General features: G+C 41.2%; 16 protein-coding genes. 7 read left to right on the forward strand and 9 right to left on the reverse strand.

The window, feature by feature from the left end; all coding sequences use genetic code 11:
• Window positions 1-13: 13 nt before the first annotated feature.
• The 4 genes from ABIN91_RS15935 to corA all read left to right on the forward strand — a co-directional run bounded on the left by ABIN91_RS15935 (window position 14) and on the right by corA (window position 3,355).
• On the forward strand, window positions 14-655 hold the full coding sequence (locus ABIN91_RS15935) for an LUD domain-containing protein (RefSeq protein WP_348052219.1): 642 nt from the start codon (window positions 14-16) through the stop codon (window positions 653-655).
• A gap of 3 nt (window positions 656-658) precedes the next feature.
• Complete coding sequence (locus ABIN91_RS15940) at window positions 659-1,432, forward strand: enoyl-CoA hydratase/isomerase family protein (RefSeq protein ID WP_348052220.1); 774 nt, start codon at window positions 659-661, stop codon at window positions 1,430-1,432.
• Window positions 1,433-1,658: 226 nt separating this feature from the next.
• Window positions 1,659-2,078, forward strand: coding sequence for a BLUF domain-containing protein (locus ABIN91_RS15945; RefSeq protein ID WP_348052221.1), 420 nt, complete (start codon window positions 1,659-1,661; stop codon window positions 2,076-2,078).
• Window positions 2,079-2,227: 149 nt separating this feature from the next.
• Window positions 2,228-3,355 (forward strand): magnesium/cobalt transporter CorA, encoded by a 1,128-nt coding sequence (gene corA, locus ABIN91_RS15950; protein WP_348052222.1) that lies wholly within the window; start codon window positions 2,228-2,230, stop codon window positions 3,353-3,355.
• A gap of 1 nt (window position 3,356) precedes the next feature.
• Here corA and ABIN91_RS15955 read toward each other — a convergent pair whose 3' ends face one another.
• Window positions 3,357-6,617: a PAS domain S-box protein gene (locus ABIN91_RS15955; RefSeq protein WP_348052223.1), complete on the reverse strand. Its 3,261-nt coding sequence runs from the start codon at window positions 6,615-6,617 to the stop codon at window positions 3,357-3,359.
• A 148-nt stretch (window positions 6,618-6,765) separates the two neighbouring features.
• Here ABIN91_RS15955 and ABIN91_RS15960 point away from each other — a divergent pair, with 148 nt between their 5' ends.
• From ABIN91_RS15960 to ABIN91_RS15970, 3 genes are all read left to right on the forward strand, one after another.
• Window positions 6,766-8,052, forward strand: a complete 1,287-nt coding sequence (locus ABIN91_RS15960; RefSeq protein WP_348052224.1) for a citrate synthase — start codon at window positions 6,766-6,768, stop codon at window positions 8,050-8,052.
• Window positions 8,053-8,441: 389 nt separating this feature from the next.
• On the forward strand, window positions 8,442-11,537 hold the full coding sequence (locus tag ABIN91_RS15965) for a SusC/RagA family TonB-linked outer membrane protein (RefSeq protein WP_348052225.1): 3,096 nt from the start codon (window positions 8,442-8,444) through the stop codon (window positions 11,535-11,537).
• 19 nt (window positions 11,538-11,556) lie between these two features.
• Window positions 11,557-12,930: a SusD/RagB family nutrient-binding outer membrane lipoprotein gene (locus ABIN91_RS15970; RefSeq protein WP_348052226.1), complete on the forward strand. Its 1,374-nt coding sequence runs from the start codon at window positions 11,557-11,559 to the stop codon at window positions 12,928-12,930.
• Between the two features lie 68 nt (window positions 12,931-12,998).
• On the opposite strand, the gene ABIN91_RS15975 is transcribed toward ABIN91_RS15970, so the two are convergent.
• The 8 genes from ABIN91_RS15975 to ABIN91_RS16010 all read right to left on the reverse strand — a co-directional run bounded on the left by ABIN91_RS15975 (window position 12,999) and on the right by ABIN91_RS16010 (window position 21,206).
• Window positions 12,999-13,523, reverse strand: coding sequence for a MepB family protein (locus ABIN91_RS15975; protein WP_348052227.1), 525 nt, complete (start codon window positions 13,521-13,523; stop codon window positions 12,999-13,001).
• Between the two features lie 128 nt (window positions 13,524-13,651).
• Window positions 13,652-14,428, reverse strand: coding sequence for a hypothetical protein (locus tag ABIN91_RS15980; protein WP_348052228.1), 777 nt, complete (start codon window positions 14,426-14,428; stop codon window positions 13,652-13,654).
• Between the two features lie 14 nt (window positions 14,429-14,442).
• On the reverse strand, window positions 14,443-16,737 hold the full coding sequence (locus tag ABIN91_RS15985; protein ID WP_348052229.1) for a family 20 glycosylhydrolase: 2,295 nt from the start codon (window positions 16,735-16,737) through the stop codon (window positions 14,443-14,445).
• A gap of 174 nt (window positions 16,738-16,911) precedes the next feature.
• Window positions 16,912-17,871 (reverse strand): thioredoxin-disulfide reductase, encoded by a 960-nt coding sequence (trxB, locus tag ABIN91_RS15990; RefSeq protein ID WP_348052230.1) that lies wholly within the window; start codon window positions 17,869-17,871, stop codon window positions 16,912-16,914.
• Window positions 17,872-18,015: 144 nt separating this feature from the next.
• Window positions 18,016-18,426, reverse strand: a complete 411-nt coding sequence (locus tag ABIN91_RS15995) for a DUF3592 domain-containing protein (protein WP_348052231.1) — start codon at window positions 18,424-18,426, stop codon at window positions 18,016-18,018.
• Between the two features lie 120 nt (window positions 18,427-18,546).
• A complete protein-coding gene (locus ABIN91_RS16000; RefSeq protein WP_348052232.1) occupies window positions 18,547-18,912 on the reverse strand; it encodes a VOC family protein in 366 nt (121 codons plus the stop codon).
• Window positions 18,913-18,933: 21 nt separating this feature from the next.
• Window positions 18,934-19,503, reverse strand: coding sequence for a hypothetical protein (locus tag ABIN91_RS16005; protein WP_348052233.1), 570 nt, complete (start codon window positions 19,501-19,503; stop codon window positions 18,934-18,936).
• Window positions 19,504-19,577: 74 nt separating this feature from the next.
• Window positions 19,578-21,206 carry a carboxyl transferase domain-containing protein gene (locus tag ABIN91_RS16010; protein ID WP_348052234.1) on the reverse strand — a complete coding sequence of 543 codons (1,629 nt, stop codon included), beginning with the start codon at window positions 21,204-21,206 and terminating at the stop codon, window positions 19,578-19,580.
• Window positions 21,207-21,264: the final 58 nt, after the last annotated feature.

The following is a 21,264-nucleotide window of genomic DNA, read 5'->3' on the forward strand; positions in this document are numbered from 1 at the left end:
TTAAAAACACACAATGAAACAAGATATTCAAGATCACGCTAATCAAAAACTCCCCCTTCAGGGGGCGGGGGGGGCTCGTGAAGCGATATTAGCCGCGGTACTGCAAAACCAGCCAGAACTGCAACAACTCCCCGATATTGCCTTTCTAAAAGGCGATACCGAAGGTGCACAAGAAAAATACATCACCACACTAACTACCATAGGCGGTAAAGTACTAAAGGTTAAAAGTTTTGACGAGATCAAAGCATTAATTCCCCAGCATTTTAATGCCGATAAACGTGTAGTAAGTACGCTAACCGAATTAAGCGACATAGCCGAACTAAACCAGGGCGAACCAATTGACCCGCATACATTGGAAGATATTGAACTAAGCGTCATCCGCGCGCACTTCGGTGTAGCCGAAAACGGCTCAGTTTGGGTTACCGAAGATCTGATGGGCCAGCGAGTACTGCCCTTCATCTGCCAGCATTTAGCAGTAGTGATAGATGCCGAAAACATCGTCCCTACCATGCACGAAGCTTACCAGCGTATAGGTTCTGCTAAAACAGGTTTTGGTACCTTTATAGCCGGCCCGTCAAAAACTGCCGATATTGAGCAATCCTTAGTAGTAGGTGCCCACGGCCCCCGCAGCATGACGGTTTTTTTATTAGGATAAACAATGGAAGCAAACACACAGGGCTACGTAAACGCGATAACCGAACAAAGCGGAATAACCACTATCTCCTTTTTTCATCCTGCGCAAAACTCTCTGCCCGGTGCTTTATTGCTGCAACTGGCCCAAAGCATCCAAAACGCGGGCAACAATCCATTAACCAAAGTCATCATCCTAAAAAGTGACGGCGAGCAAGCATTTTGCGCTGGCGCCAGTTTTGACGAACTATTACAAATTACAACCAAACAACAAGGCCTCGATTTTTTTTCCGGCTTTGCCAAGGTCATTAATGCCTGCCGTACATCATCAAAAATAATTATAGGCCGCATTCATGGTAAAGCCATTGGGGGCGGCGTAGGAATTGCCGCCGCTACCGATCATTGCTTTGCCACCGCAAACGCCGCCATCAAACTAAGCGAATTAACCATAGGCATTGGCCCCTTCGTGATAGAACCGGCCGTAACCCGCAAAATTGGCTTGAGTGCGTTCTCGCACGTCACAATAAACGCAACCGACTTTTACACCGCGCAATGGGCAAAGGGAAAAGGTTTATATGCCGATGTATTTGATGATGCTGCCGAAATGGACACTGCCATCAACACCCTCGCTCAAAAAATAATAAGCTGGAACCCCGAAGCCCTATCAGCCCTCAAAAAAACACTTTGGCAAGGCACCGATAACTGGGACACCCTCCTAACCGAACGCGCCGCCATCAGCGGCGAACTGGTTTTATCCCCTTTTGCCCAGGATGCTATCAGTAAGATAAAACCTAAAAAATAGTCTTTAGTCAAACGGCTATCTATAGCTGGGGCACAAGCATGCCCCAGAGGGGCTACATATTTGTAGAAAAATAATCTCCGCTCCAAAAATTTATGTCCCGGAGGGACTACCCTTCTACACCTAACCTCCTACAAAATCCCCACTTACAAAACGTAACCTATTCAAATCAATCGCCGTATAACCCACTTAAATTCTAATTTAAAGGCTAACTTAATTCAGTGTTCCCATGAATTATCTCATCTATATCAGTACATCATTAAGGCTTTTAAGCGATCATGATCTGGAAGAAATGCTCGAGCAAAGCCTCATTCACAATAGTAATGCCGGTATAACGGGGGTTCTGTTATACAATAGAGGCACATTTTTCCAGGTGTTAGAGGGCGAAGAAGAACAGGTAAGCGCCACTTTCGAAAAAATCAAAGACGATCCGCGCCACCATAATATCATCAAAATGAAATCGGGCCCAATTGCCGAACGTAATTTTACCGATTGGTCTATGGGTTTTAAAGCGTCCTCAAAATACTTATCACAACGGCCCGGTTATGTTGATCCGGCAAAAACTGATTTCCTTTACCGTTATAATTCAAACCATCCGGCGGTTTATCTTTTAAAGTCTTTTGCAACAACAAATAACTTCGTCTTTTAATTTTAGGAGTTAGCGTATATAACCCTAACTCCTATCCAAATCAATAAATTTTAATCCCATCTTAATCAATCTTTTGCTGTACCTTTTGGTTATACCAGCAAGGGTTTTCTATATTTAGAAAATTTATCTGTTAAGGATAAGGGTAAACTATGGCAAAAAAGATCAATAAGCTCAAAATAAAAGTATCGTCTAAAAAATATGGTAACGTAGGTGAAAGCCCCGGCATGATCCATATTGCTGATGATGCCATGAAACCCGTTCTCCGGCTTTTCTCCTACAATCAGGATGAAGTTCAGCAAAGCAATGGCGACGATTTTGCACCGATACTTCATCAGCTTGATCATTGCAAAAAACATATGCATTGGTTACAGGTGAACGGCCTCGGCGATAAGCGCCTGATAGAAACCATTGGCGAGCATTTCGGAGTTAATAAACTGGTGCTCGAGGATATTGTAAATACCCGCCAACGCCCCAAGTTTGACGATTACGATACATATTTTTTCGCAACGAGCCGGTTAATTACCTATCAGGATAACGAGATAAGCAATTGCCAGGTATCATTCTTCGTAAAAGACAACCTGATCATCAGCTTTCAGGAAGATTACAGCGATACCTTTGCCATGATAATAAAGCGTTTAATGAGTGGTAAAGGGTTGATACGCACAGCCGGACCGGCCTACCTGTGCTACGCCATGATGGATACCATATTTGATATGTACTTCAGCATGTTAAACAACCTTGGCGATAAACTGGACGATATAGAAGACCGCCTCTATGATAATCCCGATCGCTCCATCATGTACGATTCGCAAAAAATAAAGCGCACCATGATACTGCTGCGTCGTGCCATCTGGCCCGAGCGTGATAAAGTAAACGAGATGCTACGCGAAGATATCACACTGATAAGCAGCGAAGTAAAAGTATTTTTACGCGATGCCTACGACCATTGTATTCAGATCATCGATATGATAGAAAGCTACCAGGAGATCACCTCCAGCATCATCGATGTGTACCTTTCCCTCATCAGTAACCGCATGAACGAGATCATGAAGGTGCTTACGCTGATATCGGTTATCTTTATGCCTATCACCTTCATCGTAGGTGTATTCGGTATGAACTTTGCCCGGCAAGATCCTATCACCAACAAAGTACTGCCCGATAACATGCCCGAACTATACAGCCCGCACGGCTATACCTATTGTTTAATAGCAATGTGTGTAATTACAGTTGCCCAGGTATTATTCTTTTGGAAAAAGGGCTGGTTTAGTAAACTTTAAATTACCATTTATCTACCGGTACCCGGGGTTTGTAATATTTAACAATTTTTTCAAACAAAACTTCGGGTACAAAGGGCTTGGTTAAATAATCGTCCATACCATGCTGTGCCGCCTTCATCCGTGTTTCTGGCATTGCATCAGCGCTAAGCGCGATGATAGGCAAGTCTGGCTGGGTTTGCTTTATTTTGGCCGCTGCCTCAAAACCGTCCATCACCGGCATTTGCAGGTCCATAATAATAACATCAAAATTATGCAGCATAGCCTGCTCAACGGCAAGTTGCCCGTTAACGGCTTGCGTTACGTTGGCTTGCCAGTTTTTCAAAAACTTATTGGCTATCAGCAAGTTCATCTTATTATCATCAACCAGCAAAATATTCATGCCTTTTACATGCGTTTCCAACAACTTGACCGGCGATGGTACCAACTCTTCGGGTTCATCAACCTCCGCCTTTTCAAACAGAATAGAGAAACTAAACTCAGTTCCCTTCCCTACTACGCTGCTTAGGTTAATGCTGCTATTATGTAATTCTACTAAACGTTTGGTTATAGCCAACCCTAAACCCGTACCGCCATAATCACTTTGCGTTGAGTGGTATTCCTGCGTAAACGGATCAAATATCTTATCAATATTCTCTTGCGCTATACCAATACCAGTATCAGCTATAGCAAACCTGATGGTTAATTTGTCCGATTTATCTTCAACAACATCTAATATTAATGATACCGTACCATTTTGAGTAAACTTAACCGCGTTACTCAACAGGTTATTCAATACCTGCCCCAAACGCAACTGATCGCCAATTAAGTTATGAGGTATCTTGCTATCTATCTTCAAAACCAGGGTTGAACCCGTATCATCGGTTTTAGCTTTAAACGATTGCAAAATATTCTGCACCATTTTATTAATGTTGAATGGTGTTTTATACAATTCCAGTTTACCCGCCTCTATTTTGTTGTAATCCAGAATATCGTTGATCAGTTCCAACAAATTATTGCTCGAAAAACGCAGGTTATGCAAATACTCCAACTGCCGTGGCGCCGGGTTATCCTGCAATAACAAATTGGTATTACCAATAACCGCGTTCATAGGCGTACGTATCTCATGGCTCATAATAGATAAGAACTCCGATTTAAACCTCGACGATTTTTCGGCGCTCTCTTTCGCTATGATCAAGGCCTCGCGGGCCTTTTTAATATCAGTAATATCCTCGCCAATGCTTGTGGTTTCTACAATCTGGCCAAACTCATCAAGCGTAACCGTATTTTTCCAACTAATAACACGCTGTTTACCGTTCTTACAATTAATTGGGCTGGTATGTTGGGCGTAAAAACTATTGCTCTCTAACCATGCCCTAAACTGCTCTTTCTGCTTATCTATAACAAACAGGTCTATCCAGTTCATTCCAAAAAGGTCGGCCTTATCATACCCAACAATATCAGCCAAATGCTTGTTGCAAAAAACTATCTCCCCAGCCTTATTAAGCGTTACTGCTGCCAGGTTTATGGTTTCGAGTACGTTTTTGTATTTATTTTCAGCCCGTTCATAATCAAACTCAATCTTTTTACGGTCTGTCAGGTCTTGTAACGTACCTATAATACTTTTAATACTACCATCGTTTTTAAGCGCTTTACCTACAATTAAACTGAGGTATTTTACTTTACCACCAGCTGTTATAATCCGGTACTCTATAAAAGGCTGTTTAATTTTTAAATGATCTTTAAAAATACTGGCAACCATTGGCCTGTCATCCGGGTGAACAAATGATAACAGTAGTTTAAAATGATCTTCGTGCCTAACTACATCTTTATCCAGCTCGTAAATATTGTATATCTCTTCGCTCCATATCAGGTTGTTGAGCAGCACATCCCATTTCCAGCCGCCAATTTTAGCTATAGCCTGCACCTCAACCAATTCCGATTGATTTTTCTTGATGGTTTTACTTGCCAGTCTGCTTTCAGTAACATCCTGCACAATACCCGCCACCTTCATCATCTTCCCGTTTTCATCCTTAACGGGATAACCGCTAACCACCTTAAAATACTTAAGGTTGCCTTTAGGGGTAATTAATCGGTGCTCAAACTCTATTAAAGGATTATCGGCCAAACTTGTAAAGTAGTGCTGGGCGCTCTCTTTATCTTCAGGGTGTATTAGGCTGATATAATAGCTTAATTTTGAACGTTCAGGCGATATCTCCGAAACTTCCAATATACTGAATAAATTATTCGACCATACAATATCCCGTCCGCTAGCATCCGTCCACCAGCTGCCCATTTTAGCTACTATCTGCTCGTTAAATAATACAAGCTCACTTTCTTTTAAGGCATTGGCTATACGTTTGGTATCGGTAATATCAATCGCAGTAAACGTGGCTCCACCGGTAAAGCGCAGCTCGTCGGTAAAAACCGGCGCAACAATACCTTTATACCAAACATCATTACCAAATAACGATTGAAACTCAAATTCGGCTGGTTTGAGGGTTTTTATCGCTGTTTTAAGCATATTTAACAAACCCGAAACCGGCAGATCGTTAATTGTTCTGCCTTTTAAGGCCTCTACCCTGGCAGATATTGCGTCATCAAGCGGGTACCATACATTAACTATAGTTTTATCGGCATTAAACTCAATAACCAAATTGGTATTGCCCGCGGTTAAGCCTTGTAGTTTCGAAATATTATGATCTAATGTTTTGTTAGTTTTTACCAGGATATCTTTTTGCTCTATAACATCGCCTTTAATGTTAAGATATTTTACAATAAAAGAGCGCCTCAACAAAAATATCACTACAGTTAGTGCCGAAAACACGATCACAGCTACCAGCATTACCGGTATATCTTCAACCGGGGTTTTGATAAAATACAGGGCAACAACAAAAGCGACAATATTTAAACCCACTAAGGCTACCAGTTCAGTAAGCCTGGTACATACAAAGCTTATCAGCAATAAACCTATCAGCGAACCCAAAAAGTACTCACTGATATAGTTGTTACTCCCCAGCAAATAGCAATTGTTGATGGTTAAAAAAATTATTGCTGTAAAATAAAGTGTCACTTTAAAAACATTACCCCATTCAAAAAACGATAGCGCGAACGTTACTAAAAAACAAAGGCTGCTAAATAATCTTAAAGATAGCGGGTCAAAAGACAGCGAGGCATACGTAAGGTATAAAAAGTGGAATACAATATTTAACAGGCAGATGATAACAAAAAACAAACGGTAATAGTCTTTATCGTTAGCAGCCTTCAATACTCGTTGTAAACTCAAAAACATGCTTTATTCGGGGATATATTTGGCAAATATTAGTTATACTTGTTCGTTAGTAAAGGGAAACTAAAAATTTACATTTCCAAGCAATTCTAATTAATAAAAGTACGCAGATTTATTTACATTTGCCAATAACAACCAATTTTCCATGTCAGAAATAATACAACTAAAAATCGGAGATAAAACTTATGACTTCCCTGTTATTGAGGGTACCGAAGACGAAAAAGCAATTGATATTTCAAAGCTTCGCGATCTTACGGGATATGTTACCTTAGATATCGGCTACAAAAACACCGGTGCCACCAAAAGCGCTATCACATTTCTTGATGGCGAAGCAGGTATCTTAAAATATCGTGGTTATCCTATTGAACAACTGGCCAAAAAATCTTCGTTTTTAGAAGTTGCTTATTTACTGATATACGGTGAGTTACCAACTGCCGATCAGATCAAAGATTTCCAGGCCAAGATCAACCACCATACCCTCATCCACGAGGATATGAAAAAGTTTTTTGATGGTTACCCATCAAGATCTCATCCAATGGGCCAGTTAACAGGCTTAATTAGCTCGCTATCTGCCTTCTATCCCGAATCATTAAATACGGTTCAAACTAAGGAGGAGATCGATCTGACCATCATTAAACTGATGGCTAAAATGACCACCATTGTATCATGGATCTATAAAAAATCATTAGGCCATCCAGTTATATACCCTCAAAATAGGTTTGATTATGTAACCAACTTTATGTATATGACCTTTGGCCAGCGTACCGAAGAGGTTACCATTGACCCGGTTGTAGTTGAAGCCATGAACGTGTTGTTAATTCTACATGCCGATCACGAACAAAATTGCTCCACCTCTACCGTACGTATCGTAGGCTCATCCGATTCTAATTTATATTCATCAATCACCGCGGGTATATCTGCCCTATGGGGCCCGCTGCATGGTGGCGCCAACCAAGCCGTTATTGAAATGCTTGAGCAGATCAAAAACGATGGCGGCGATACTGATAAATGGATAGCGAAAGCAAAAGATAAAAATGACCCTTTCCGTTTAATGGGCTTTGGTCACCGTGTATACAAAAACTTCGACCCGCGCGCCAAGATCATCAAAAAAGCATGCGATGATATTTTAGAAAAATTAGGTATCGACGACGAAGTACTGGAAATTGCTAAACGCTTAGAAGAAGTAGCTTTAAAAGATCCATACTTTGTTGAACGCAAACTATATCCAAACGTTGATTTTTACTCGGGTATTATTTACCGTGCCCTGGGCTTCCCTACCGAAATGTTCACCGTGTTATTCGCTTTGGGCCGTTTACCGGGATGGATAGCGCAATGGAAAGAGTTAAAAGAAAACAAAGAGCCTATCGGTCGCCCACGCCAAATTTATGTAGGCGCTACCACCCGCGATTACGAGGACATCAAAAACAGATAATTCTTAATTAGAAATATGAAGCCTCCGATAAAATCGGAGGCTTTTTTGTAAAGTAGTACTTCCCACCCTCGCTATTTGGAGGGCCACCAATACAATGGATCCCAATAACCGAAACCTCGCTCCAAACAACTGTTCCGGTAACCATGTATAATTAGCACAAAAGAAGGAGCGTAGTAATATATCCATTGCTCTAATTTCCACTATAATTCAATGCATGTATGTTTGTTTTAAATGGTAATGGGTAATAAATAGTACTAAAACAGAACACATACTAATTAGTTAGTTTTTTTATGATATCCGGATTTTAATTCCGTTTTAATGAAAGTATCAATGGCTTAATCTTATTTTTATGATAAATTAACTATTAACTGATCTAATTTATCTACAAAATGAAAAAACTTCTATTAGCAAGTTTGTGCTTTCTGTTGTACTCAACACAGATATTTGCACAAAACCGCACCATAACCGGTACGGTTACAGCCAAGGAGGATGGTGGCCCCATTCCCGGTGTTGGCGTTAAATTAAAAGGTGCAACCCAGGGTACCGCAACCGGGGCAGATGGTAAATATTCCATTAGTGTACCAGAATCTGGTAGTATTCTCGTCTTCTCATTTCTCGGGTACGGCAAACTTGAAATACCGGTTGGCCAATCAAACACTGTTGATGCGGTATTAACTATTGACAGTAAACAGTTGGGCGAAGTTGTAGTAACGGCCTTAGGTATCAGGAAAAGTGAAAAATCAATTGGTTATTCAGTATCCACGGTAAAAGGCGATGATCTTGTAAAATCAGGTGAGGCCAATATTATTGAAGGTTTGGCTGCAAAAGCAAGTGGCGTTCAGGTTGTATCTTCCAGCGGTACGCCAGGTGCATCTGCAAAAGTAATACTGCGTGGACCTGCAACTTTTAACCGTGATAACCAGCCATTAATCGTAGTGGACGGTGTGCCTATTGATAACAATGTAAATTATATCAACGCGGGAGATAATCCTTACGATAACAGGTTGGCTGGTCCTCAGCTTTCAAACAGGGCTTTAGACATTAATCCTGACGATATCGAGTCGGTTACTATACTTAAGGGCCCATCAGCAGCAGCTTTATACGGCCAAAATGCAGGTAACGGTGCTATTATTTATACCACAAAAAGGGGCAAATCAGGCCAGGGGCTTGGTGTCACTTTTAGCAGTGATGTGCAGTTTGATGAAGTAAGCAAATTACCCAAATTGCAATACCGTTATGGGCAGGGATCTGGTGGTACGTTTTCAAGTGGTACAGCCAATAGTTTTGGTAAGGATTTAATAGCGGCAGGTACCCCTACATTTAATAACATTGATAATTTTTTTAAAACCGGAACTACCTATACCAATAACGTATCTATTACAGGCGGTGGTGATAAAACTACTTTCCGTATGTCTGTTGGGTCGGCTAATATAAATGGTATTATCCCTTACTCAAATTATAACCGGTATAATATGAGGTTAACTGCCGATAGCAAGCTTAGCAGCGCAATCACCGTTGGCGGAACAGTTAACTTTACCAATTCAAACAGCCAATCACCATCTGGTGGTTCAGATCTATCGGGTGTAATGCTTGCTTTGCTGAGGATGCCCGTAGAGTTTGACGGACGGAACTACATTAATCCGGATGGTACACAACACAGCTATTTTGGTTCGTACGATAACCCTTTCTTCTCAGCACAATACAATCCATTTACAGAAGAAACTAACCGTACAGTTGGCAATGCTTATGCTGATGCAAAATTGAGTAAAATATTTACTTTATCATTAAAAGTTGGTATTGATAACTACCACACCACTAATGAAAAAGATTATGCGATATCATCAAGAGGTAACGATGCGTCTGATGGTACCGGCCAGGTTAACAGAACTAATGTCGACTTCCGTAATCTGTATTCAGATTTATTATTAAAATTCAATAAATCATTCGGCGCAAATAATGCGTTCACCTTAAGCGGTTTAATAGGTGCTAATATAAACTATACGCAAACCGGGAGTTCATTTGAGCGTGGGAGAGGTTTAGCTATCCCTGGTTTCTACAACTTTGGAGGAGCATCTGAGCTTTACGTAAGTAACTCGTCATCTTATCAAAACAGTAAAGCTGCTTTTGCTGATGTGACGTTAGACTACAAAAGCCAGCTGTTTTTAACCTTAACGGGTAGAGAAGAATCATCATCTACTTTTGGCCAGGATTCAAAACCTTTCTTTTATCCTAAGGCGGATATAGCTTACGTGTTTTCAAGCCTTTTAAAAGAGCAAAAAGTAATAACCTACGGTAAAGTGAGATTCGCGTATTCAAACGTAGGTATTGGCCCATTACCTTATCAAAACAAAGGCTATTATACAGTTCCAACAATTGGTGACGGTTATACTAATGGTTTAAGTTTCCCTTATCCTGATGCCAGTGGTGTAGGCCATAATGGTTATGCTATAGGTGCCCAAATACCGGCAGCAGATTTAAAGCCAGAAAGAAATGAAGGTTTAGAGGCCGGTTTAGAAATGAAATTTTTAGAGAGCCGTATTGGCTTGGATCTTACTCTTTATCAGCAAACATCGCATGATCTGTTAATTCCTCAACCTGTATCCCCAAGTTCAGGTTTCCAGTATTATTTCCATAATATTGCCCAGATCAGAAACAAAGGTATTGAAGTTAGTTTGAACGGAACACCAGTTAAAACAAAGAATTTTTCATGGGATATTATCCTTAATTGGTCTAAAAACACAAACGTTGTGCAAAAGCTTGCACCAGGAGTTGAGCAGTTTGCTGTGGGTAACTTCTTCTCTGAGCCACAATCATACGCTATTGTTGGAAAACCGTTTGGCGCTTTGTATGGTTACGCATTCGAGCGTGATGCTAACAATAATGTAATGATCGATCCTAATACCGGCTTACCTGTTATAGCAACAACTCAAAGCCAGTTGGGTAATCCTAACCCGGATTGGATTGGTAACGTAACCAACGAATTCCATTTTAAAGGTTTATCACTTTCTTTCCTTTGGGATTTCAGAAAAGGCGGTACACTATGGAACGGAACCTGGCAGAACTTAAACTTCAGAGGAAAGTCGGCCGAATCAGAAGCAAGAAATCAAACTTATGTGATACCGGGCGTTGTTGCCAGCGGGCCTAATGCAGGTCAGCCAAATACCAAGGCAATAAGCGGAACATCATACATTACCAATTACTTAGGTGGTGGTGGCCAAACCAATGAGTTAGCAATGCAATCGGGTTCATGGATCAGGTTACGTTCTGTAAATCTGGCTTACAGGTTTACTACCAACAAAAGCATCAAGTGGATGCAGTATGTTGAAGTTGGTGTAGCCTTAAGAAACATATTCTTATCAACCCCATACAAAGGTGTAGATCCGGAAACCGGCTTAACTGGTTCAACAGCAAACGCCATCGGTTATGATTACTATAATAACCCGGGTACCAAATCAGAATCGGTATCACTTAAAATTGGTTTGTAATTCTTTAAACATTATTAAAATGAAAAGTAAAAAATATATTCTCTTACTGGCGTTGCTTTTAGTAACCGCTTGTAAAAAGGGCGACGTTTTATATACGAGCCCAAATTCACCCTTAACTATAACTCCACAGGTTTTATTAACCTCACTTGAAGTTAATACTATTCAAAACACCGAAGGGGACCTGGCACGCGTTGCTTCAATATTGAGTGAGCAAATGGCAGGTGCAACCGGTCAGTATCAAACCCTGCAAAATTATAACTTGCAAATCAGCGATTATAATAACCATTGGGTAGGCCTATATGCCAATACCATGCAGAACGCCAAGATCATGATAGATAAATACTCCACAAATAATCCATATTATACCGGTATAGCTCAAATTATCATGGCAATCAATTTAGGTGTAGCTACTGATTTATGGGGCGATGTTCCATACTCACAGGCATTTGGAGGCCAAAATGGCGTTTTTGTTGCTCCTTATGACTCGCAACAACAGGTTATTGCATCTATCCAGACTTTATTAGATAATGGAATCGCTAATTTGGCAAAACCACCATCAGCCAATATTAATATTCCGGGAGATGATGACTTATATTATTCTGGCGATCCGGCTAAATGGACTAAGGCTGCCTGGACATTAAAAGCAAGGTATGCTAACCGTGTAAGCATCAAAGACCCACAATCTGCAAACAATGTGTTAACCTATTTAGCTAAAGGTATAACCAGCCCCGGTGATAATTTGGTAAACCCGCACCCCGGTGTAAGCAATGCCCAAAACCAATGGGGTGCTTATCAAAATCAGCGTGCGGGTAACATGGTTGCCAATAAATTTTTTGTTGATGCTTTGAAAGCCAAGAATGATCCGCGTTTACCTTATTACTTTGCTGTTGACGCAAGCAACGCCTATACAGGTGCCGATATTACACAAGAAGTGGTTAATCCGGATGCATCAGTAATTGGAACTTATTTTGATGTTGACCAACCATATCCATTGGTTACATCATACGAAGCCAATTTTTTGGCCGCAGAGGCAAAGCTTAGAATTGGAGGTGTTCAAGACCCTTCAGCCGACCTAAATGCAGGTATAAAGGGTTCAGTTGCTTATGTTACTAAAGGTACTAATGATGGTTCGTCAATTGCTACCTACACTAAACCTACCGCTACCTTAACAAATATTATGACTGAGAAATGGAAGGCTATGTTTGGCCAGATCGAATCTTATAACGATACCAGGCGTACAGGCATACCTGTATTAACTGTCAGGCCAGCTTCTGCAGGTGCTATAACACCTTACATCCCGCAAAGGCTTCCAACTCCACAAATAGAATCAGATACCAATCCGAATGCTAAATATGTTGCGTTGGGTATACCGGTATGGTGGGCTACACAGTAATCAATAACTAAAAGAGTGAAAGAGTCCGGAGATAATATCTCTGGACTCTTTTTGTTAAGGTTAAATAATTATCCCAAAAGTTTTCTCACTATACCCTCATTTAATGGTTTATCAAAAGGTATTTCTAAAAAATATTTCAACTGCCATTGCTGAGTTTTTTTCGCCTGCGCGCTTGTAGTCACATCCCATGGCGGATATACCCTTATCCCCCGTTTACCACCAACATGCTTATTTGAAATAATACCATGCCTCAGCAATACCGCTTTCGGAAATATAAATTGTCCAAAATAGTTCTCTTTGCGGGTGCTGATAATGATCAGGTCTATCTCGTCTGATTCGTCAAACGGCTTAATTGGTCCACCTTGCTCCCGCTTCCATATCGTAACAAATTGCCCGGTTTTAGTTGGCGTTATTTTAGCTACCCTAAATTTTACCGATAAGCCATTGAGCTTAAATATACACGCGCCATACTCCACACTCTCTGTTTCCATTAACAGGTCAGCACAGTCATAGCCCAACACATCATAAACCAATTCTTTGGCTTCGGCCAAATCACTCCTCCTTAAATCGTGGTCAAGTTTTCTTAAAATCATTTATAATTATTGATTTTACTCTTTTTAAACAAATAGCGTAAAAAGTTCGCTGGCTGTGGCTGTACCAGCTAAATGAAGGCATAAGTAGCTATTGCCAGATTTTACAGATTAAGAGAATCTAATCGTAGTTAGTTTCTGTGTCTATGCTTTTTCTTTTTAGAATGAGTTTCTTCTTTATGCTTCTTCTTAGTTTTAGTCGATTTCTTTTTAGATGAATTAGGCTTATCAGCTTTAACTTCTGCTTTTTTATCAATGTTTTTTACAGCAGCCTTTTTAACCGATGTAGTATCCTCCGGACTAATATCCTTCACACTAAATTCACCATCGCGCAAGGCATATTGTAATATCTTTTTTTGCCCGGTTGGTTTGGCGTCCTTACCGCTCCCATCATACGTTGGAAACTCGCGGATCAGGCTACCATCTTTAATGTAAATCTTATCATCACCACGATAAGTTTTTTTGGTTTTATCAGTAAGTTTCGGAAAGTTTAACTTATTTGATTTTGCTCCTCGAAACTCATAGGCGTAAATGTTGATATGATTTGTGGTATCCTTCGCTTTGGCCTCTATCAATATTTCGGGGTTACCATCCATATTCATATCGGTATTAAAGATATCGATAATCGAGCCTTCCAGATCGCCGCTCGTATTGCTGTATTGTTTACCCGTAGAATCGGAATGCAGTATCATGTATGCTCCCGATGAGTCTTTCCCCCTGCCCCATCCAAACACATCAAAATATTTACCCGGCGAACTTTCTATCATTTTATGATAACGGAAAGGTGCCATCAATTCAGCCTTTCCCAGGCTATTAGCCACAGGTGCACTTTGTTTTTCATTTTGTGTACAAGCGGCAATGGCTAAACAACAAACTATAAGAGCTACATAAGAGTATCTGCGGAACATAATTTAAACCTTAATTAGTTAAAGACAACATCAGGCGACAACTCTGCTTTTGGTTTTCCGGGTGCCGTCATATAAACACGTAGCGTATTTGCCGCACCCACATAAAAGTATTTAACCGTTATTTTATGATAGCCTTTTTGCAGCAAAATATCACCTGCATGTTCAAATAAGCTATGTTTACCATCATTATCAACCACAACGTTGTCATCTATCAACAAAGTAGATCCATCTGCCGATGCTGTCGAGAAAACATATTTACCATCATCATCTACTTTAATATATCCGTCATAAATAACCCCAAACGCGCGGTTATTTTTGCGGAAAGCAGCCGTACCAAAGTTTTTGGTTATACCGCTATCTACATAGTTAGCGCCATCAATCTGGTCGGTACCGCTAAACCTGCCTGGGTAAACCTTAAACTTCAAGCCTGCCGCTGTACCTGTGTAATTAACGGCTGGCGATGGTGGAAAATTGTTCATCACCGTATGTGTAACCGCGCTCCGTTTGCCCGATGGGGTGATCACAATAGTTTGCAGCACACGGCTTGAGCTATCGGGCACTAAAATATTCAGTGGCAATTTATATTCCAGGTCAGTTTCGCGTGGTGTATAACCATCAATGGTATAATAGATTTTGGCACCGGCTACAGGGCTCTTTAATTCAAACCTGAAGGTATTCCCCGTCATTATCGTATCCGAAACACCAACTGTTGATGCAACGCGGTAATTAAAACCTTCGGCATCTAATTTCCCTAAATGAACCGGTACACGCACCCCGGCAAAATCAGCATAGTTCTTATTGGCAACCGGGGTCCATCCAATTTCCGACAAAGCCAGCAATCGCGGAAGCAGCATGTATTCAACCTTCTCTTCGGTGGCAATATATTCTGTCCATATGTTGGCCTGCACCCCCATAATATACTTTTGCTCGTCGGCAGTTAAAACCGCCGGAGTTGGGTTGTAATTGTAAACCTTAGCTAATGGCAAATAACCACCAATGCTTAAAGGCTCCATGTAGCTGTTACCTTGTGCATGGTCAAAGTAAACAAAGCCACCCGGTGTCATAACTACGTTGTGATGTTGCTGCGCTGCCGTTATACCACCAGATTCACCCGTCCAGCTCATTACGGTGGCGTTAGGTGCTAAACCACCTTGCAGTATTTCGTCCCAGCCAATTATGTTGCGGCCCTTGCTGTTTACAAATTTTTCAATGCGTTGGATAAAATAACTTTGCAAGCCTTCCTCGTTCTTCAGCTTTAATTTTTTGATCAGCTTTTGGCAAAAGGCCGATTTACGCCATGCACCCTTATCAACCTCATCACCACCAATATGAATATATTTACTTGGGAACAAAGCCATTACCTCGGTCAACACATCCTGCATAAAATTAAACGTGTAATCAGTCGGACATAAAATATTAGGGAAACCACCCCAGGTTTCTGCAACCTTAAGGTTTGGGTTTTTCGGATCGCAGCTTAATTCCGGATAGGCCGTAACAGCGGCTTCCGAGTGGCCGGGTATATCAATTTCGGGTACTATGGTAATGAAACGCTCGGCGGCGTATTTAACAACATCTTTGATCTCTTCCTGTGTGTAATATCCGCCATAAGGCGTATTATCATATTGATTTGGATAAAAATCATGATAATTACCAATCATGGTACGGGCGCGTTTACTGCCAACTTCGGTTAGTTTAGGGTATTTTTTGATCTCAATTCTCCAACCCTGGTCATCAGTTAAGTGCCAGTGAAAGGTATTGAGTTTATAAGTAGCCATCAGGTCAATGTATCGTTTAACAAAATTGACCGGGAAAAAATGCCTTGCCACATCCAGGTGCAACCCACGGTACCCAAAGCGCGGATAATCATCAATCTCCACACAAGGTATTTTTGCTGTGCCGGCCTTTTCGGTAGGCATAATTTGCATTAAGGTTTGTATCCCATAAAAAAGCCCAGCTCCTTTACCCGTAATGGTAACGGCCGTTGGGGTAACACTAATGTGATAGCCATCTGTAGGCAAAGCATCGGCACCAACCGAAGTTAACTTTACCACATTATTGGTGATCGAATTATTAGTAACGCTTATTTTGTGGTAACCCCAATTGGTAGTGATGTATGATGCCAGTAAAGCGCTGGTTTTGTTAGAAGGGGTATCGGCCTGGATAACCGTTTCCATACTTAATGAGAATGTCCCCGCCGTTTTTTTAACCAACATCGGTGCCGGGATGATATTTAAGTTGGGATTATTATCCTGCGCGTTCGCCATTGTAACGCCGGATGCTAACAACAGTACTAAAAAATATTTAACCATATAGCAAATTAAGCAAAACGTGAAGATAGCAGATTTTGCCTAAAGAAAAAGGATGAAAGATGTAAAAGGCCTTAATTATGCCCAAATCGCAGTTTAGTTAACCTAAACCCATAAAATAAAAAGAGCAAGATTTTTAGTCCTTGCTCTTTAATCCTTACATCTTTGCTACTCAAATCACTCTACAGTAATCACATGCTCTTTACCGGCTAAATAGCGCTCCGCTTCAAGGGCGGCCATACAACCGGTTCCGGCTGCTGTAATAGCCTGGCGGAAAATATGATCCTGGGCATCGCCGCAGGCAAATACACCTTCAATATTAGTTTGGGTTGAATCCGGATGGGTAATGATATAGCCGGTTTCGTCCATATTAATTTGTCCTTTAAATATACCGGTATTTGGTGTATGGCCAATAGCTACAAAAAAGCCGGTTACATCCAATACCTTTTCTTCATTGGTCTGGTTGTTCCAAACACGAACACCGGTAACGTTTTGGCCATTGCCAACAATTTCTTTGGTTTCGGTGTTATAAACGATCTCGATATTAGGGGTGTGCTGCACACGGTGAACCATCGCTTTTGATGCGCGGAACTCGTCCCTGCGTACCAGCATATACACCTTACGGCAAAGTTTGGCTAAATAAGTAGCTTCCTCGGCAGCGGTATCCCCTGCTCCTACGATAGCAACATCTTGTCCGCGGAAAAAGAATCCATCACAAACAGCACATGCCGAAACACCAAAGCCATTATATTTATGCTCAGAATCCAAACCCAGCCATTTTGCAGATGCACCTGTTGAAATAATAACCGTATCGGCTAAAATTGTTTTCGATTCATCAACCACAACCTTGTGCGGCATGCTCGAAAAATCAACAGAGCTTACATATCCAAAACGTATATCAGTACCAAATCGCTCTGCCTGTATTCTAAAATCCTCCATCATTTCGGGGCCCATAATCCCCTTTGGATAGCCTGGGAAATTATCCACATCGGTAGTTTGGGTTAACTGGCCACCGGCAAGCATACCTGTATATAAAACGGGTTTTAAATCGGCACGGGCGGCATAAATAGCGGCAGTATAACCAGCCGGACCCGAACCTATGATCAAGCATTTAACGTGTTCTTGTTCCTCAGACATTATATTCTAAAATTATAGCACAAATGTATATTTTTTGATGCATTGAGCCAATAGGCGATGGTCAGTATATTGCCATTGTTTAACGGCGCGAAAGATTGTGTTTTCAACATCTTCCATCTTACCTGATACATTTTACATGGATATTTATCCTCTTAATCCCAAAACCAACAACCCTATCGATACTAATATCAAAGCCACTCCTCCATAAATCAAAACCGGACTTAGCGCCTTTGACCGGGTATCATCCAACAAAAAACGACCGGGATTCAAAGGATCATAAATCACCCTCACGGCATCGCCCTCTTTGTAGAGGTATTTGTTGCCACCGATCTTGTATCTCTCAGTAACCCAATCATGCTGCTCAGTTTTGAACTTCACTACCGGGAAATACGTTGGACTGGTGCTATTACCATCATTAATGAGTTGCAGAATAACACCATTCACCCTGATGCCTTCATTCAACAAACGCCTTTTCTCGCTGCTTCTCACCATACCAAAAAGCAAGGCTGCCAAACCTATAATAAATAACACGATTACAACTTCTATAGATTCCATGATTATGATTTCGGAATTGATTTCGGATTGCCCTTAATTAGATTTATTGATTCCGAAGTTAACTATTCCGCTTTATATTCTTCAATTTCAAATCCGAAATCCAACATCCAAATTTCAAAATCACTTATCAAATTCCAAAAACTCTATCCTGTTCCCCCACGGGTCCTCAAACATAAAACGTTGCCTGCCTAAAATTAGGGTTTGCTCCATAATGGTCACATCATTGGCTTCCAGGTGTGAGCGGGCTTCTTTCAGGTTGCTAATCTCTAAAGCAAAGTGCTGCCTGCCTTTTGCAACATTACCCTTTGTATCAATATGAAATTCAATATCAGCAACTTTAAACCAGTAACCGCTGGAGTCGCTCAATTCTTTAGCCCGGCTCATGTTTTCAAATCCCAAAACATTGGCGTAAAACTGTTGGGCCTTATGCTCCTCTCCCGGAGGAACAGTTACATGAACGTGATCTATGCGGATATAATTAATCATGTTAATTTGTAGGTTTTAAATTTACCCAACACCATTTACTCCAAACATAACGTGTTTTTTGGTATCAACATTGATATGCATTTCCCAATAGTGGTTCCCTCCGTCATTTACCAGAACCCTCTCTTTTCTCCAGGTAGGTGCTATCAATAATTTATTTCCAACTGTTAATCCGTCAGTTAAATCCTTATCACGCCATAAATAACTAATGATCACTATCCTTTGATTCTTTTTATTGGAATAGCCGAAATACTGGCGCACATACTTTTTTAAGTTATGCTTGATGTACATTATATCGTGGGAAAAATTAGGCTGCGCTTTAAGAATGTTATTAAGATTAACTATAACCAAATTCTCGGCTAAGCAAACTTCTTCTAACGAAAGGCTTATTAAACGTGTTTTAGTAATTACCTGGCCATCAGCATCATAAATTGACGGGAATGGGGTGTATTTATTCGAAAATACAACACCCTCAAAAGTGTCGCCAATAACATGAGTTGAATAGTCCGTAGCCTTTTCTACCTTAAGTATCTTTTGTCCAAAAGCATTACTCAAACCAACGGAAAACAATAAAATCAACAATCCTTTTCTCATAAACTAAACCCAAAATCACACATTCTAAATCCTAATTAAAATCGTAACTCGTAAATCAAAAATCGTAAATACCTCTAAGTCTGTATCACCCCAACATTAAACGCCCGCTCAATTGGCGCATGGTTAGCCGCCTCAATCCCCATCGATATCACTTTTCGGGTTTCCAGTGGGTCTATCACTCCATCAACCCAAAGCCGGGCCGCGGCATAGTATGGTGTGGTTTGTGAATCATATCTATCGGTAGTGGTTTTTAAAAGCTCGTTTTCCTGCGCTTCGGTAACCACCTCTCCTTTCGCTTTCATGCTGGCGGCCTGCATTTGTACCAATACTTTAGCCGCCTGCGCGCCGCCCATCACCGCTATTTTTGCCGATGGCCATGCGTATATCAGTCGCGGGTCGTAAGCTTTGCCGCACATGGCATAGTTACCTGCACCGTAAGAGTTTCCAACAACTATAGTTATTTTTGGTACAACCGAATTGGCTACCGCGTTCACCATTTTAGCGCCATCTTTAATAATGCCCCCCTGCTCGCTGCGGCTGCCCACCATAAAGCCGGTAACATCCTGTAAAAACACCAGCGGGATCTTTTTTTGATTACAATTCATAATAAATCGCGTAGCCTTATCTGCCGAATCGGAATAGATCACACCGCCAAACTGCATCTCTCCTTTTTTACTTTTCAATACCGTGCGCTGGTTAGCTACTATGCCAACCGCCCAACCATCAACACGGGCTAAACCACAAATTACAGATTTGCCGTAAAGCGCCTTATATTCCTCAAAGTCCGAATCATCAACCAGGCGTTTGATAATTTCCTTCATATCGTAAGGCTTATCCCTATTTTCGGGAAAGATACCGTAAATATCCTGCTCATTAAATTTTGGCTGCGATGGCTTAACGCGATCAAAACCCGCAACCGGGTTATGCCCCGTTTTACTCATAATGTTGCGGATAGAATCTAAACAAGCGGCATCATTCGGGTGCTTATAATCCGTAACGCCGGATATTTCGCAATGTGTAGTAGCGCCACCCAAAGTTTCGTTATCAATATCTTCGCCAATGGCCGATTTAACCAGGTATGATCCCGCAAGGAATACCGAACCCGTACCATCAACTATCATGGCCTCGTCGCTCATAATAGGTAAATAAGCGCCACCGGCTACGCAACTACCCATAATAGCCGCAATCTGGATAATACCGTTACTGCTCATCCAGGCATTGTTGCGGAATATCCTTCCAAAATGTTCCTTATCGGGAAATATCTCATCCTGTAAAGGCAAATATACCCCAGCCGAATCAACCAGGTAAATAATAGGCAAACGGTTCTCCATCGCTATTTCCTGCGCCCGCAAATTCTTCTTAGCCGTTATCGGGAACCAGGCTCCCGCTTTAACCGTAGCATCGTTAGCTACTATAACACATTGCCTGCCGCTTATATACCCAATACCACACACTACGCCGCCACTTGGGCAGCCGCCATGCTCGGCATACATGCCGTCGGCCGTAAAAGCGCCAACTTCAAGCCAGGGTTTATCTTTATCTATCAAATAAGTAATTCGCTCGCGGGCCAGCATTTTACCTTTCCCTTTTTGTTTTGCCGCGGCTTTTTCACCTCCGCCAAGGTATATTTTCTTTAGTCTGGTTTTTAAATCGTAAACCAATTGTTTATTAATGTCTTCGTTCTTGTTAAATTCCAGGTTCATAAATTGGTTATGTAGATAGGGTATAAAATTGCGTAAATTTTTTGGGATGCAATAGCGC

Source organism: Mucilaginibacter sp., assembly GCF_039921305.1.
GTDB lineage: Bacteria > Bacteroidota > Bacteroidia > Sphingobacteriales > Sphingobacteriaceae > Mucilaginibacter.

Coding starts and splice junctions, on each gene's coding strand:
- ABIN91_RS15935 (WP_348052219.1), top strand. CDS start 14: ATGAAACAAGATATTCAAGATCACGCTAATCAAAAACTCCCCCTTCAG.
- ABIN91_RS15940 (WP_348052220.1), top strand. CDS start 659: ATGGAAGCAAACACACAGGGCTACGTAAACGCGATAACCGAACAAAGC.
- ABIN91_RS15945 (WP_348052221.1), top strand. CDS start 1,659: ATGAATTATCTCATCTATATCAGTACATCATTAAGGCTTTTAAGCGAT.
- corA (WP_348052222.1), top strand. CDS start 2,228: ATGGCAAAAAAGATCAATAAGCTCAAAATAAAAGTATCGTCTAAAAAA.
- ABIN91_RS15960 (WP_348052224.1), top strand. CDS start 6,766: ATGTCAGAAATAATACAACTAAAAATCGGAGATAAAACTTATGACTTC.
- ABIN91_RS15965 (WP_348052225.1), top strand. CDS start 8,442: ATGAAAAAACTTCTATTAGCAAGTTTGTGCTTTCTGTTGTACTCAACA.
- ABIN91_RS15970 (WP_348052226.1), top strand. CDS start 11,557: ATGAAAAGTAAAAAATATATTCTCTTACTGGCGTTGCTTTTAGTAACC.
- ABIN91_RS15975 (WP_348052227.1), bottom strand. CDS start 13,523: ATGATTTTAAGAAAACTTGACCACGATTTAAGGAGGAGTGATTTGGCC.
- ABIN91_RS15980 (WP_348052228.1), bottom strand. CDS start 14,428: ATGTTCCGCAGATACTCTTATGTAGCTCTTATAGTTTGTTGTTTAGCC.
- ABIN91_RS15985 (WP_348052229.1), bottom strand. CDS start 16,737: ATGGTTAAATATTTTTTAGTACTGTTGTTAGCATCCGGCGTTACAATG.
- trxB (WP_348052230.1), bottom strand. CDS start 17,871: ATGTCTGAGGAACAAGAACACGTTAAATGCTTGATCATAGGTTCGGGT.
- ABIN91_RS15995 (WP_348052231.1), bottom strand. CDS start 18,426: ATGGAATCTATAGAAGTTGTAATCGTGTTATTTATTATAGGTTTGGCA.
- ABIN91_RS16000 (WP_348052232.1), bottom strand. CDS start 18,912: ATGATTAATTATATCCGCATAGATCACGTTCATGTAACTGTTCCTCCG.
- ABIN91_RS16005 (WP_348052233.1), bottom strand. CDS start 19,503: ATGAGAAAAGGATTGTTGATTTTATTGTTTTCCGTTGGTTTGAGTAAT.
- ABIN91_RS16010 (WP_348052234.1), bottom strand. CDS start 21,206: ATGAACCTGGAATTTAACAAGAACGAAGACATTAATAAACAATTGGTT.